14 protein-coding genes are annotated in these 14,380 nt (G+C 67.4%); 6 read left to right on the top strand and 8 right to left on the bottom strand.

What is annotated here, in order from left to right; genetic code table 11:
• Positions 1-4: 4 nt before the first annotated feature.
• The 4 genes from Q8W67_RS05660 to Q8W67_RS05675 all read right to left on the bottom strand — a co-directional run bounded on the left by Q8W67_RS05660 (position 5) and on the right by Q8W67_RS05675 (position 3,222).
• On the bottom strand, positions 5-502 hold the full coding sequence (locus Q8W67_RS05660; RefSeq protein WP_305542008.1) for a CAP domain-containing protein: 498 nt from the start codon (positions 500-502) through the stop codon (positions 5-7).
• A 130-nt stretch (positions 503-632) separates the two neighbouring features.
• Entirely contained in the window at positions 633-1,706 is a 1,074-nt protein-coding gene (locus Q8W67_RS05665; protein ID WP_305542011.1) for an HD-GYP domain-containing protein, read from the bottom strand.
• 114 nt (positions 1,707-1,820) lie between these two features.
• Complete coding sequence (locus tag Q8W67_RS05670) at positions 1,821-1,973, bottom strand: hypothetical protein (protein WP_305542013.1); 153 nt, start codon at positions 1,971-1,973, stop codon at positions 1,821-1,823.
• Positions 1,974-2,529: 556 nt separating this feature from the next.
• Complete coding sequence (locus Q8W67_RS05675; RefSeq protein WP_305542015.1) at positions 2,530-3,222, bottom strand: GntR family transcriptional regulator; 693 nt, start codon at positions 3,220-3,222, stop codon at positions 2,530-2,532.
• Between the two features lie 480 nt (positions 3,223-3,702).
• Between Q8W67_RS05675 and oxlT the strand changes: the two genes are divergently transcribed.
• The gene (gene oxlT / locus Q8W67_RS05680; RefSeq protein ID WP_305542018.1) at positions 3,703-4,980 is read left to right on the top strand and encodes an oxalate/formate MFS antiporter; all 1,278 of its coding nucleotides are present in this window, start codon (positions 3,703-3,705) and stop codon (positions 4,978-4,980) included.
• A gap of 161 nt (positions 4,981-5,141) precedes the next feature.
• A complete protein-coding gene (locus Q8W67_RS05685; RefSeq protein ID WP_305542020.1) occupies positions 5,142-5,798 on the top strand; it encodes a class II aldolase/adducin family protein in 657 nt (218 codons plus the stop codon).
• 72 nt (positions 5,799-5,870) lie between these two features.
• On the opposite strand, the gene Q8W67_RS05690 is transcribed toward Q8W67_RS05685, so the two are convergent.
• Positions 5,871-6,803: a methionyl-tRNA formyltransferase gene (locus Q8W67_RS05690; RefSeq protein ID WP_305542022.1), complete on the bottom strand. Its 933-nt coding sequence runs from the start codon at positions 6,801-6,803 to the stop codon at positions 5,871-5,873.
• 164 nt (positions 6,804-6,967) lie between these two features.
• Complete coding sequence (frc, locus tag Q8W67_RS05695; protein ID WP_305542025.1) at positions 6,968-8,245, bottom strand: formyl-CoA transferase; 1,278 nt, start codon at positions 8,243-8,245, stop codon at positions 6,968-6,970.
• 443 nt (positions 8,246-8,688) lie between these two features.
• On the opposite strand from frc, the gene Q8W67_RS05700 reads away from it, so the two are divergent.
• Entirely contained in the window at positions 8,689-8,973 is a 285-nt protein-coding gene (locus Q8W67_RS05700) for a hypothetical protein (protein WP_305542028.1), read from the top strand.
• 121 nt (positions 8,974-9,094) lie between these two features.
• On the opposite strand, the gene Q8W67_RS05705 is transcribed toward Q8W67_RS05700, so the two are convergent.
• A complete protein-coding gene (locus Q8W67_RS05705) occupies positions 9,095-9,814 on the bottom strand; it encodes a hypothetical protein (protein ID WP_305542031.1) in 720 nt (239 codons plus the stop codon).
• A gap of 523 nt (positions 9,815-10,337) precedes the next feature.
• On the opposite strand from Q8W67_RS05705, the gene Q8W67_RS05710 reads away from it, so the two are divergent.
• The 3 genes from Q8W67_RS05710 to Q8W67_RS05720 are packed head-to-tail and all read left to right on the top strand — an operon-like array spanning position 10,338 to position 13,728.
• On the top strand, positions 10,338-12,221 hold the full coding sequence (locus Q8W67_RS05710) for an MHYT domain-containing protein (protein WP_305542034.1): 1,884 nt from the start codon (positions 10,338-10,340) through the stop codon (positions 12,219-12,221).
• The gene (locus tag Q8W67_RS05715) at positions 12,218-12,670 is read left to right on the top strand and encodes a response regulator (protein ID WP_305542037.1); all 453 of its coding nucleotides are present in this window, start codon (positions 12,218-12,220) and stop codon (positions 12,668-12,670) included. The genes Q8W67_RS05710 and Q8W67_RS05715 overlap by 4 nt, the downstream gene beginning before the upstream one ends.
• Positions 12,667-13,728, top strand: a complete 1,062-nt coding sequence (locus Q8W67_RS05720) for a response regulator (RefSeq protein ID WP_305542040.1) — start codon at positions 12,667-12,669, stop codon at positions 13,726-13,728. Before Q8W67_RS05715 ends, Q8W67_RS05720 begins: the two co-directional genes overlap by 4 nt.
• 10 nt (positions 13,729-13,738) lie before the next feature.
• Here Q8W67_RS05720 and Q8W67_RS05725 read toward each other — a convergent pair whose 3' ends face one another.
• Positions 13,739-14,302 carry a TetR/AcrR family transcriptional regulator gene (locus tag Q8W67_RS05725; protein ID WP_305542054.1) on the bottom strand — a complete coding sequence of 188 codons (564 nt, stop codon included), beginning with the start codon at positions 14,300-14,302 and terminating at the stop codon, positions 13,739-13,741.
• Between the last annotated feature and the right edge of the window lie 78 nt (positions 14,303-14,380).

Here is a 14,380-nt window from a genome sequence, read left to right on the forward strand (position 1 = left end):
CCGCTCAGGCGCCGGCCATCACGAGTGCCCAGAACCGCTTGTAACGGGTGCCTGGCGCGTCGACCCGGGCGATACCGATCCGGCGGATCTGCGGGAGCAGCATGTTCTTGTTGTGCTCGGGGCTGGCCTTCCAGCGGGCTAGCACCTGCTCCAGCGTCTCCGAGCCGGCGCTCAGATTCTCGGCAGCCCAGGATTTCGCCAGCCCCGCGGAGGCCATGCGCGACGTGAAGCTGCCGCCGATCTCGTGGCTGAGCTGGCCGTGCCGGGCGTTGTTGCCGGCCTGAAGGGCGGCGGCCTTCACCAATCCAGGATCCACTACCACCGGGCTCAAGCCATGCTGCACGCGATAGGCCGAGATCGCCGCCGCCGCCGCGACCTCATCGAGGATCGCCGCATGCGTCGCATTCTCGACGCCGGGTTCGGGGGTGATCGAGGAGAGGCCGCCGCATCCGGTCAGGACGAGCGGCAAGACGGCGGCAAGGGCGAGGAGCGGCTTCGACACGTTCGAGGTTGCTTTTTCCGACGGGGTTGCGCGCCTCCCTCCGGGGCGGTTGCGGCAAAAGCGCGGCGGCGTCTCCAGGCGAGGGATCGTTGCGTCCCCTGCGTTGCGCCGGCGCCACGGACCATTGCAGTCACGCCGCCAGCGCGTCGGCCCCCAGCATGGCGGGAGCGAAGACGCGCAGCAGAGTCGGGTCGAGGTGGCCGGAACTGTCGGCCATGATCGCCAGGGCCTCGGGGGCGCTGGCGGGCTGCCGGTAGGCGCGGCGCTCGGTCAGCGCCGAGAACACGTCGCAGATCGTCACGACCCGCACCAGATCGGTGATCGCCGCGCCGCCGAGCCGGTCCGGGTAGCCGGTGCCGTCGAGGCGCTCGTGATGATGGCGGACCACCTCGATCACCTCGTCCTCGAATCCGCCCTGCGCCAGCAGCAGGTCGGCGCCGATATCAGGGTGGCGCTGCATCAGGCGCAGCTCCTCGGGATCGAGAGGGCCGGGCTTGTTCAGGATCTCGGTCGGGATGCGCGACTTGCCGATGTCGTGCAGGAGGGCGGACCGCACCAAGCGCGCCAAGTCGATCCGACCCAAGCCGATCTGCGCGCCGAAGGTGGCCGCGTGGCCGGCGACGCCGAGGGTATGCTGGTAGACGCCGAAATCGTGACGCCAGACTTCGGCGAGCCAGGCCGTGATGCCGGCCTCAGAGATCGCAGTGAGGACCAGATCGGTTCCACGCTCGACATCGCCGCGCTGGAGTCCCGCGCCGAGCGCGGCGCTGTCAAACAGTTCCGCGACGATCGCGGTCGCGTCCGAGACGCGCCCTGTAAGCCGCCGCTGCCGCGCTTCGGCTGAGCGCGTCGCCGTCTCGATCATCGCGAAGACGTTCGCCAGTACCAGCTGGCGCGGCGCCGCAGCCGGTAGCTGCCGCAGGTGGGCGGCGGCGGTCGCAGGCTCGCCCCGCACGAGGACCAAGCGTGGCACCGGCGGACCCCGATGGGCAAGCGCCGGTTCCAAAGCGGCCGCTTGCGCGGGCGGGAGGTCCAGGATCACGAGGTGCGGGCGCGTCCGTGGAAGGGCTGCGCCGGCGGGAATCGCGTGGCAATCCATGACCAACGCGATCGCACGCTCCAGGGCCGCCCGCTCGAAGGGGCGATCCGAGATCAGCAGGACGAACGGACCGTCCGAGGCGCGCGATCGGGAGCCGAGGGCCAACGCGGATGCTCCCTCGCCCGCATGGTCAACGATTCGTTGACGCTAGCGGATAGTTTTGAGGAAAGCGTTAACCCTACGCACTATGCCGGCGTATGGACGCCGGAAAACGGGACCTCAGGCGAGGCTGACGGCGCCGTCCTCGCGGGCCGGCTTCGCCGACGGGCGGCCCGACTGGGTCGCCGGGCTCAGGACATCGGCGAGCTTGACGGTGAGAAGGGCCTGGCACGCCGCGAGGGCGACGAAAACGACGAGGAAGCTGGCGATCATCGAAGTACCCCTGGCGGCGGTGCGCGACGCGTATGTTGCAACGCAGAAATCCCATATCGCCGCGCAAACTGGTATGCCAGATACCGAATGCCATTCATGCTTGAGGCGCATGGCCGGAGATCAAGACCGCTCAAAACAGTGATCTGACCGAGGTGTCATGCATTTAGAAGAGAGTTGCGGTTGATTTACCGGATGCTGCAGATAGTGAGCATCAATGTCGCACTGCGTCCGTAAAAGCTGATCCGCGTGACGCGAGCTCGATTTATCGGACAAATCGAGGGCGTCGGCTCGGGCGTCGGCTACGCTCGTCCTGTCGGTCCTCAGCCTGAAGCTGGAGGTCCATAAGCCTGCAGAGCGCACATGCTCGCGGCCGGACGAAAGGCATGGATCGTGGCGGCTCGACGTGCCCAGGACAATTCTCGGTATCGCGGGAGCCGAACGGCTATCGACGGTGTAGGAGCCGGAAGGCGTCGGTCCGCAGCCGCTTCGATGATCCTCAACGTGCTGACGGGCGCCGAGGACTGGTTCCGGTGATCCGGGATCTCGGGAAGTGCCGTCAGTCCAGATAGTCGCCGTAGGTGTCGACGTGGCGGGCCAGACCGAGGCCGTGCTCCCGCACCAAGCGTTCCGCCAAGTCGGCGTCGCGTGCCTCAAGGGCAGCGATAATTGCCACGTGCTCGCGGATCGACCGCTCCGCCCGGTCGCCCTGGCGCAGGGCCGTGCTGCGGATACCGCGGACATGCATCAGCAGATTGCTCGTCAACTCCGCGATCGCCTCGCAATGGCCGAGGGCGATGATCCGCTGATGGAAGCGGATGTTGGCGTCCGAGTACTCGTCGATGTGCTCGGCCGGCTGTCCCTCGTAGAATTCCGGAAACGACTCGTGCAGGGCGCGCAGCTGCGCATCCGTGGCGCGGGTGCAGGCGAGACGAGCCGCCATGCTCTCCAGCGCCGTCCAGGCGTGGATCATGCCGACGATCTCGCGCTTGTTCTTCTTGATGACAAAGACGCCCCGGCGCGCCTCGGAGCGGACAAACCCCTCCTGCTCGAGCACGGTGAGCGCCTCGCGCACGGGCGTGCGGCTGACACCGAGATCCTGCGACAGCTTCCGCTCGTCGAGCCGCACCTCGTCGGGCCGGCCATAGATATCCATGTTGGTGATGGCAGACTTGAGCGCCTCATAGGCCAGGGTCCGTAGACTGGAGCTGGCGACGATCGGCTTTACGCTCAACGGCTCGGAGTTCGACATGCCTCGTCCAGTCGGCTCATGCACATGATTTCTCGCACGACTTTTCTCGTGCGCTCATAAAACGGACTAACCCAAACCTTTTCCCGATCCTAGTCGATTGCGGACCAACCCCACAGACCTGTGGCCACGCTCACGATCACGTGCTGATCCGCAAGGCACGGCAAACCCGAACGCAAATCCTGGAGCTTTGGGCTACGTCTGAGTGGAAGACTTAATCCAGTCTGATAAACATGAATTTTTATGCAGCATCCGTTGACAGGGCGACCGGCCATCAGCACTCTACTGCTGGCATACCGTCGACCACATCGGACGGGGCGCGGCATTCATGGGGGCTGATCGGCCCCCAACACTTTGTTTGTCTGGCGCCCAAGAATTTTTCAACGCACGCCGGCTGCTTTGTTCTGCCAAGTGCGACGGGGTGAGGGCATAGGAACGGCCCGGAATTGGACGCCAACAATAAACTTCGACAGGAGGGAACATATGTCCGAGATCCGCGAGCAGGTCGGTGCAGGCCGGTGGCTGCAGCTCGCGTTCGGCGTGGTCTGCATGTGCATGATTGCCAACATGCAGTACGGCTGGACCTTCTTTGTGAACCCGATGCAGGAGCGCCACGGCTGGGACCGGGCGGCGATCCAAGTCGCCTTCACGCTGTTCGTGGTCACCGAGACGTGGCTGGTGCCGATCGAGGGCTGGTTCGTCGATAAGTACGGCCCGCGGATCGTCACCCTGATCGGCGGCCTGCTCTGCGCCATTGCCTGGGTGATGAACTCCTATGCCGATTCGCTGACCATGTTGTACGTCGCCGCCGCGATCGGAGGCACCGGTGCCGGTGCAGTCTACGGGACCTGCGTGGGCAATTCCTTGAAATGGTTTCCGGATCGCCGCGGGCTCGCCGCCGGCATCACCGCAATGGGCTTTGGTGCCGGCTCGGCACTCACCGTCGTGCCGATCCAGGCGATGATCAAGGCGCAGGGCTACGAAGCGGCGTTCTTCTACTTCGGCATCGGTCAGGGCGCGATCGTGATGCTGGTCGCCCTCTTCCTCCGGGCGCCGGCCAAGGGACAGGTCCCGGAGGTCGCCCGGGTCAGTCAGTCGAAGCGCGACTTTGCACCGTCCGAGATGGTGCGCACGCCGATCTTCTGGGTGATGTACGCGATGTTCGTTATGATGGCCGCCGGCGGCCTGATGGCGACCGCGCAGCTCGGCCCGATCGCCAAGGACTTCAAGATCGCAGACGTGCCGGTCTCCCTCCTCGGGATCACCCTGCCGGCCCTGACCTTCGCGGCGACGCTCGACCGCGTGCTCAACGGCGTGACGCGGCCGTTCTTCGGCTGGGTCTCCGACCATATCGGCCGCGAGAACACGATGTTCATCTCCTTCGCGATCGAGGGACTCGGCATCTACGCGCTAAGCCAGCTCGGCGAGAATCCGGTGGCCTTCGTGCTGCTCACGGGTCTGGTGTTCTTCGCCTGGGGCGAGATCTACTCGCTGTTCCCCGCCACTTGCGGAGACACCTTCGGCTCGAAATATGCCGCGACCAATGCCGGCTTGCTCTACACCGCGAAGGGGACGGCGGCCCTGATCGTGCCCTACACCAGCGTGCTCACGAGCATGACGGGGAGCTGGCACGCGGTGTTCCTGGCGGCGGCCGGGCTGAACATTCTGGCGGCGTTCCTGGCCCTGTTCGTGCTCAAGCCGATGCGCGCAGCCTACACGAAGGGAACCCGAGCGAAGCTTGCGCCGGTGCTGGTGCCGTAGCGCCGGCGCGAGCGAGCGCGCGACAGAAGCGGCTCCAGCAGCGGGCCCGGCGCCGGCTTTACGGCGCCGGGCCTTCACGCGTACCCCGGAATCGAGACGCGTATTCCGGCGAACGGCCTCCGCCCGGCCGGAACGCGCGCGGGGCCATCCGGGGATCGAACATGGATACGGGCGAGCGGACGGCGCGGGAGCGCGTGGTGGCAGTGGCGCGAGACCTCGACGCGCAGGGTTTGAACCGCGGCACCTCGGGCAATGTTTCAATGCGCTTCCGCGACGGCTTGCTGATCACGCCCTCGGGACTGCCCACGGCGCGCATGGGCCCGGACGACATCGTTCCGCTCGCGTTCGACGGCACGCACCCACCGGGGCTCAAGCCTTCCTCGGAGTGGCGCTTTCATCGGGATATCCTGGCGGCGCGCCCCGAGTTCGACGGCGTCGTCCACGCCCATCCGGTCCACTGCACCGCCTTCGCCATGTGCGGGCGGGAGATCCCGGCGGTGCACTACATGATCGCGGCGTTCGGTGGCCCGCACGTGCGTTGCGCGCCCTACGCGCCCTACGGCACCGAGGAACTCTCGGACCTCGCGCTCGTCGCTCTGGCGGATCGGAGGGCGTGCCTTCTCGCCAATCACGGCATGATCGCTGCCGCCGAGAGCCTGGAGAAGGCGCTCTGGCTAGCCGTCGAACTGGAGACGCTGTGCTGGCAATACGCCCTCGCGCTCCAGGTCGGCGCCCCGCTGATCCTATCGGATGACGAGATCGCCTCGACCGTCGAGCGATTTCGCGGCTACGGCCTCAACGCCGCCGACCGGAACTGAACCGGGGGCGGCCGGCGGTTATCGAGCCGGCGAACGCACCTGCCGCGGGTAGGGAGGAGCGTCCGCCTCGGCTCAGCGGCCGAGGATCTGCCCGACCGCCAGGGCTCCGGAGGCGGCGAACTCGGCGGCAGCGATCTTCTTTCCATCCTCCGGCTTGACCTTTCGGATCTCGATCCGGCCGCCCTGCGCGCAGACGCTGAATCCGTCCTCGTCGACCGCGATCACTTCGCCGGGCTTGCCCTTCACGTCGGAGAGGCGGCGGACCGGATGCAGCCGCGCATCGAAGATCTGAATCTTCTTGCCATCCAGGGTCGTCCAGGCGCCGGGCGCCGGGTTCGCCGCGCGGATGAGGTTGTAGATCTGCTCAGCATGCGCCGACCAGCGGATCTCGGCCTCCGCGGCCCGGAACCAGCCCTCGTAGCTCGCCGCGTCCTCGTCCTGATCGATCTCGATATGCTGCCCCGCCACCACGAGGTCGGCCGCCTCCAGCATCGCGTCCACGCCCAATGGGAACAGGCTGCCGAAGTAGACGTCGCCGAGCGTCGCATCCCCGCCGATCTCGCAGGTCTTCTGGAGGATCACCGGACCCTCATCGAGCCCGTCGGTCGGGCGGAAGATCGTCAAGCCGGTCTGGAGGTCGCCCTTTGCGATCGGCCAGTTGATCGAGGACGGGCCGCGATACCGGGGCAGCAGGCTCGGATGATACTGGATCGTCCCGTGCTTCGGGATGTTGACGAAACTCTGCGGAGCGAACTGCAGCACGTAGGCCATGATGCCGATATCGGCCTCCAGGCCGCGCATCGCCGCGTCGGCCTCCGGGCTCTTCAGGCTCGGGAACTGGAAGACCGGGAGCCCCTTCTCCTGCGCCGCGATCCTCAGCACGTCCGGCTTCGCGCCCGGCTTCTCGGGTGCGCAGAAGACGCCAGCCACGCTGTCGCCGCGCTTGAGGAACGCCTCCAGGACGGCCTTGCCGAAATCCTGCTGACCGATGAAGGCGATGCGCATGCAAATCTCCGAGGTCGTCCGGCCCGTCGCGGGGCGGGACGAGAAACGTTCACGAGGTCAGGTTGAGCCTCGCGCGGCCGGGTTGGACGCTCGATCGTGCGCCGGACCTATGTAGCCCGAAGCCGGCGACCCACGGCGTATCGGCCGAGATCGCCGGCCGCGTCTCACTCCGCGGCGAACTTCTGCACCGCGCCGATGGCGCCGGAGCCTGAGATCTCCCCGACCTCTTCCTCCGAGTACTTGAGCAGGTCGCGCAGAATCTCCTCGGTGTGCTCACCGAGCAGCGGCGACCGTACCACCTCGGTGGGGCTCGCCGACAGCTTGATCGGATTGCCGACCGAGAGGTACCGGCCGCGGGTCGGGTGATCGACCTCCACGATGGTGCCGGTGGCGCGCAGCGCCTCGTCGGCTGCGATCTCCTTCATGGACAGGATCGGGCCGCACGGGATGTCGTGTCCGTTGAGGATATCCATCGCCTCGAACTTCGACATCTTCATCGTCCAGGCCTCGATGCGCGTGAAGATCTCGTTGAGATGCGGCAGGCGCGCCTTGGGCGTGGCGTAGTTGGGGTCTGTCTTCCAGCCCGGCTCCCCGATGATGTCGCAGATCGGCTCCCAGACTGGCGCCTGCGTGATGACGTAGATGTAGGCGTTCGGGTCCTGCTCCCAGCCCTTGCAGCGCAGGATCCGCCCCGGCTGTCCGCCTCCGGAATCGTTGCCCGCCCGCGGGGTGGCGTCGCCGAACGGGACGCCTTCGCCGAACTGGCTGTACTCCTTGAGCGGCCCATGCTGCAGCCGCTGCTGGTCGCGCAGCTTCACCCGGCAGAGGTTCAGCACCCCGTCCTGCATGGCGCAGTCGACCTTCTGGCCCAGCCCGGTCTGGGTCCGGTGGTAGAGGGCAGTGACGATGCCGAGCGCGAGGTGCAGGCCCGTACCGGAATCACCGATCTGGGCGCCCGTCACCATCGGGATGCCGTCCCGGAAGCCGGTGGTCGAGGCCGAGCCGCCGGCGCATTGCGCGACGTTCTCGTAGACCTTGCATTCCTCGTAGCGACCCGGCCCGAAGCCCTTCACCGAGGCGAGGATCATGCGGGGGTTCTTCGCGTGGATCTTCTCCCAGGTCAGGCCCATGCGCGCGAGCGCGCCCGGCGCGAAGTTCTCGACGAGGACGTCGCATTCCTCGATCAGGCGCCAGAGCACCTCCTTACCCTTCGGGTTCTTGGAATCGAGCGTGATCGAACGCTTGTTGTGGTTCAGCATCGTGAAATAGAGGCTGTCCACATCCGGTATATCTTGCAGTTGCTGGCGGGTGGCATCGCCGACGCCGGGCCGCTCGACCTTGATCACGTCGGCGCCGAACCAGGCCAGGAGCTGAGTGCAAGTCGGGCCGGATTGGACGTGCGTGAAGTCCAGGATGCGGACGCCTTCGAGGGCCTTGGTCATGGTCGGTCTCGGGTCGGGTTTCGGGATGCGGCGGGAAATGCGTCTCAGGTCGGGGCGGGGCCGATGCGGAGCAGTACCGCGTGCCGGCCACGGAAAGCGGCGTTTCCCGTCCTCGAACGGACCATGCCTGCCCTCCCTCCCGACGCGCGGTCCCGTCGAGCCGCGGTCCCGTCACTCATAGTCCGATCTGGTCGGCCCATGAACATGTATACCACATGCCATCAGCTCGACGCGAGTGCGAACGGAGGCGCGGGAAGTTAGTCGCTCGGTCCCAACCATAGACTGAAGATTCTGCTGTCTCAACGCAGGTTCGGGCGGCTGCGTGCAGGGGAGCAAGAGCGCGCCGCCCCCCTTGGCAGACGTTCAAAGGCGGTCCATGATTTCGTCAAAATGAGCCCGCCTCCCGGTAGCCGGCCGACACCAACGCTGAACGAGGAACGCCCATGCTCGCCAGCACAAGCCTGATCAAGTCGTCTTGGATCGCAGTGGATGTCAGCCGCGACCGCGCAGAGCGCGTGCTCGTTGTGGAAACCTACATCGCGGTGAGTCCGCTGGAGCCGAATTTCGACGCTGCTCAGTACGATCGCGTCCTGGGCTGCGTGCAGAAGGTGCTCAAGGCGCATCCGGAGATCGATCGGGCATCGATTCTCAGCATGCATCGCGGCTCCGGCTGCACGGCGCTGTTCCGTGAGCCGCCGGCGGACGTCGCGCATCCCGCGGCAGCCTGAGTTCGGCACCGCCGGCCGGGCGCACCAGTCTGCGTCCCGGTCCGCAGCAGGGATCAGCGTGTCCGGTCGAACGAATCGGCGCCTTGTGCCGTCGCGCGTTCCCCGCTGTCGCCGAGGGTGATCACCCCCCAGGACCTCGCGACGCTCCGTCCTGCTCCTGGCAGGGCAGCGGTTCATGCGGCTCCAGGGCGACCCGGGCGGCGTGGAACCACCAGAGCGGGATGTCGCGGTTGGCACTGGCCAGTTCGGACGCCCAGCCCTCCTTGGGCATCACATCGGCCCGGTCGGCGAACAGCCGCAGCGCGCTCTCGGCGCGCTCGCGCCGGCACCGCTCACGGATCGCGGTGCGTTCAGCCTCGGCCCGAGCATCGGTCTGCTCGATCAGTCGGCGGGTCGCCAGTTCGTCGGCATCGAAGGCGAATTGCTGCCAGAAGGCCTCCGCCTCCCGGGCGACGTCCCGTTCCCGCTGCACGGTCAAGAGCGCGGCCTCCGCGGCGTCCTTCGCTGCCTCGGCCGCGGTGGCGCGGGCGAGCATGCGGTTGTTGGCGTCGAGAAGTTCGCGCTCCCGCTCCGCGGCCATCCGCTGGCGGCGCAGGACGCGCAGCTCCTCCTCGTGCGCGTTCCGGTCGCTCAACTCCGTGAGGAGCGGAGCGAGGGGACCCTCCGCCAGGGCGTCGGCGCGCTTCAGATAGCGCTCGCGCAGGCCCGGGTGCCGGGTGTCGAGGGCGCCCCCCTCCCAGGCCGGTTGATCTGTCATTCCTTCCCGGTCGTGCTCGTAGAGGGCACGCGCCAGGGAGCGGCGGAGGTCGTCCTGAGGCGGTGTCGCGGCGTGTTCTGTCATGACGCTACGCTGGCGTGAGCAACTGACCCGCCGTCAACGCATCCGCGCGGCCGCAGGGCCCACGTCCGTGACGATCCGGTTTTGCCGTTCAAAATACCATCTGGCGAGTTCACTGGCATGGCCCCGTTCACGCGACGCCGTCGAGGGTCGTTCCTCGCTTCGTCGTTGCGGCGATCAGATAAAGACGCCGACGCTAATTCTACGGGGTGTCGACCTCCCGGCGGCCGCGCACATCTTGGACGATGAACGCCCCATCCGGGAGGATCGTGTTTCGAGCTTGGCGACCCATAAGATCATGGGGCGCTCTGGCCCGCTAGCCGAGTCAGTCAGTACCGTCACGAGGGCAACGGCTCGGGCGCAACCGGCACCGACCGACGCCGCCGCGGCCGATGCGGATCGAGGCTGCACGGGCTCCGGATAGATCCAGTCTCCAAGGCGGCGTGGCTGCGAATGCTCCCGATGGCGCTCCCGTTCGACACGAGATACAGCACGAATAACGCGTCTCGCGTGCGAATGAGCGCAGATGGTCCATACCGGCTACAATCCGGCGCTCGTCGCCTTGTCGATCGCCATCGCGGTCTTCGCCGCCTACACGGCACTTGATCTCGGCGGACGCGCCCGGGGGCCGGTGCCCGGCCCGCGTTGGCCGTGGATTACCGGCGCGGCCGTGGCCATGGGCGGCGGCATCTGGTCGATGCACTTCGTCGGCATGCTTGCCTTCGAGATGGGCATGCCGGCCGCCTATGACCTGAGCCTGACGCTGATCTCCCTGCTGCTTGCCGTGGCGGTGACGGGCGGAGCCTTCGCGTGGGTCGCCCTCTCGGGGGAGCGGTTCGCCGGACTGCTGATCGGCGGCCCGCTCATGGGCCTCGGCGTCGCCGGGATGCACTACACCGGCATGGCCGCGATGCAGGTCCCGGGGAATCTCGCCTACAGCCCGTCGATCGTCGCGGTCTCGGTCGCGATCGCGGTGACGGCGGCGACGGCTGCCCTGTGGCTCACGTTCCGCCGCCACGGCGTCTGGCAGAAGCTCGTGGCCGCCTGCGTGATGGGCGTGGCCGTAGCCGGCATGCACTATACCGGCATGGCGGCCGCGACCTTCACGGCCGAGGAGACGGGCGCCCATGCCGCGCACACCGCGGTGATCGCCCAAAGCCAGCAGAACCTCGCGTTGTACGTGGCAGGGGCGACCTTCCTGATCCTGTTCCTGGCCATGCTGGCCTCGTCGCTCGATCAGCAGCGTGTGCAGATGGAACTCCAGGCCAGCGAGGCGCGATTCCGCGCCGCCGTCCAGGCCGTGCGCGGGGTCCTCTGGACCAACGACGCCGCTGGCCGGATGGTCGGCGAGCAGCCCGGTTGGAGCGCCATCACCGGGCAGACCCGGGCCGAATACGAGGGCTACGGCTGGGCCGACGCCGTGCACCCGGACGATGCGCAGGCCTCGATCGAAGCCTGGAACGAGACGGTGCGCGCGCGGCGCACCTTCATCCACGAACACCGGGTTCGCTCGCGGGACGGGACCTGGCGGCATTACGCGATCCGCGCCATCCCGGCGCTCAACCGGCGCGGTGAGATCCGCGAGTGGGTCGGCGTTCACACCGACATTACCGAGCAGCGGGAGGCAGAGGCCGACCTGCGGGAATCCAACGAGGAGATCCAGCGCTACGCTTACATCGTCAGTCACGACCTGCGCTCGCCGCTGGTGAACGTGATGGGCTTCACCAGCGAGCTGGAGACGACGCGGGACGACGTGCGCGCAGCCCTGGACGGCCATCCGCAGGCCGAGCGGATCGACACGGAATTCGGCGAGGCGCTGGGCTACATCAAGGCCGCGGTCAACCGCATGGAGGGACTGATCGCCGCCATCCTGAAGCTTTCACGGGAAGGGCGCCGCCAATTCAACGCCGAGCGCCTCGACATGACCGCCCTGCTGCGCGGGGTCGCGGATGCCCAGCAGCATCAGGCCGAGGCCGCGGGCGCGACGGTGACCATCGCGCCGGATCTCCCTTGGATCGTGGCCGACCGGCTGGCCGTTGAGCAGATCTTCGGAAACCTGATCGACAATGCCATAAAATACCTCGACCCCTCCCGGCCGGGGCAGGTGACGGTCACGGCCCGGTCGGCCGGCCCGCGCGGGGTCTGCTTTTCCGTGACCGATAACGGCCGCGGTATCGCGGCTCGCGACCACGCCCGGGTCTTCGAGCTGTTCCGGCGATCGGGGCGCCAGGACCGGCCCGGCGACGGGATCGGCCTCGCGCATGTCAAGGCACTCGTGCGCTCGTTCGGTGGCCGGATCGAGGTCGCCTCGGAACTTGGGCAGGGCACGACGTTCAGCGTGACCTTGCCGCGTGGCGCGGCTACAGCTCTGGATGAGCCCCTGGTTTCGGCACCTTTGGCCGCGGAATGAGCGTGGAGCGACCAGTGCACCCCGTCAGCATCGTGATGATCGAGGATGACGAGGGCCATGCGCGGCTGATCGAGCGCAATATCCGGCGCGCCGGTGTCAATAACGAGATCGTCCCCTTCCGGGACGGCACATCGGCGCTGCAGTACCTCCTCGGGCCGGATGGTTCTGGCGAGGCGAGCTCCCGGCGCCACCTGCTGATCCTGCTCGATCTCAACCTGCCGGACATGACCGGCCTCGACATCCTCGAGAAGGTCAAGGCGAACCCGCATACGCGACGCTCGCCGGTGGTGGTGCTCACGACCACCGACGACAATCGCGAGGTCCAGCGCTGCTACGATCTCGGCGCCAACGTCTACATCACGAAGCCGGTGAACTACGACGGCTTCGCCAACGCGATCCGTCAGCTCGGATTGTTCTTCTCGGTCATGCAGGTTCCCGAAAACCCATGACCGATCCGGGCGCTCCCGGGGATGCCGCCGCGGCGGCGCGCATCCTCTACATCGACGATGATCCCGGCCTCGGTCGGCTGGTCCGGCGCTCCCTGGAGGCGCGCGGTTACGCAGTCGAGCTCTGCGCCAGCGGCGCCGAGGGGCTCGTGCGGCTGGCCGAGGGCGGTATCGACGCCGTCGCCCTCGACCATCACATGCCCGGCCAGACCGGCCTGGACCTGCTGCCCGAGATCCGCGCCCTGCCGCAGGCCCCGCCGGTGATCTACGTCACCGGATCCGAGGACAGCCGCGTCGCCGTGGCAGCGCTCAAGGCCGGCGCGGTCGACTACGTCTGGAAGGATGTCCAGGGCCAGTTCCGCGAACTCCTTGGCGAGGCGGTCGCCACCGCGCTCCGCCAGGAGGCACTTCGGCGGGACAAGGAGCGCGCCGAGGCCGAGATGCGCGAGGCGCGCGACCGGGCGGAGCTGCTCCTGCGCGAAGTGAACCACCGGGTTGCGAATTCTCTCGCCCTGGTGGCGGCGCTGGCCCACATGCAGCGCAACACCGTGACCGATCCGGCCGCTAAGGCGGCGATCGATGAGATGCAGGCCCGGATTTCGGCCATCGCCGGCATCCACCGGCGGCTCTACACGTCGGACGACGTCGAATCCGTCGAGCTGGACGCCTACCTCGAGAGCCTCGTCGAGGAATTGCAGGCCGCCATGCGGGCGAGCGGGCGCGATCACGCGATCCACCTGCGTGCGGATTCCGTGCGGCTCTCCACCGATAAGGCGGTCTCGGTGGGAGTCGTCGTGACCGAACTCGTCACCAACGCGTACAAGTACGCCTATCCCGCCGGCACGTCGGGGGAGATCCGGGTCGCGGTTGAGCGCCACGGGGCCGACAACATCCAGCTCGCGGTGGAGGATGACGGCGTCGGATGGACAGGGGACGGGGAGATCCGCGGCACCGGACTCGGCTCGCGGATCGTGCGGGCCATGGCGACGAATCTGCGTTCGGGCCTGTCCTACGTGCCGGGGCATCCGGGGACGCGGGCGCTGCTCTCGTTTCAGGCCTGACCGGACGGCCTCACGATCCGGATTTGCGGGCGATGCGCTCAAGCGCTTCGAACATGGGCTGGAGTTCGTCTGCCTCGAGCTGATGGAAGCCCAGCGTGCGGCCCATCATAAGGCCTAGGATCGAGAAGAACAGGATCGAGCCCTCGCCCGGGCAGGCTCCGTTCATCTCGGCGAGCCGCCCGAGCCGTTCCGCCACGAAGCTGCGGTAGTCGTTCAGAGCCTCGGGATACTCGATCGAGGCTAGGAGCAGGGCGCGCGATGACTGGTCGTCTTCGCAGTAATGCGCTCGGGCATGCGCCACCATCGCCATCGGCAGTTGCGACGGTCCCGGCGGCGCGTCGGCTTCGCAGGCGGCGATGCCCTCCCGCAGTTCAGAGAGCTTCCGGCCGACCAGCGCCAGGATCAAAGCGTCCTTCGAGGCGTAATGGTGGAGCACCCCGCCCTTACTCAGCCCAGCCTCCGCCGCGACAGCGTCGATGGTCAACGCCCGCGCGCCACCCTTCCGAAGGACCGCATCGGCCGCCTCCAGGATGATCTCGGGCCGTTCGGCCAGCCGCTGGCGCTTAACTCGCATAGGTCATCCCGTTAAAAACCGACTGGACGGTATGTAGCCGATAGCGTAAGGAGGCGTCACGCAGTTCGCCGCGATTCT

The sequence above is a fragment of the Methylobacterium sp. NEAU K genome, assembly GCF_030700285.1.
Lineage (GTDB): Bacteria > Pseudomonadota > Alphaproteobacteria > Rhizobiales > Beijerinckiaceae > Methylobacterium.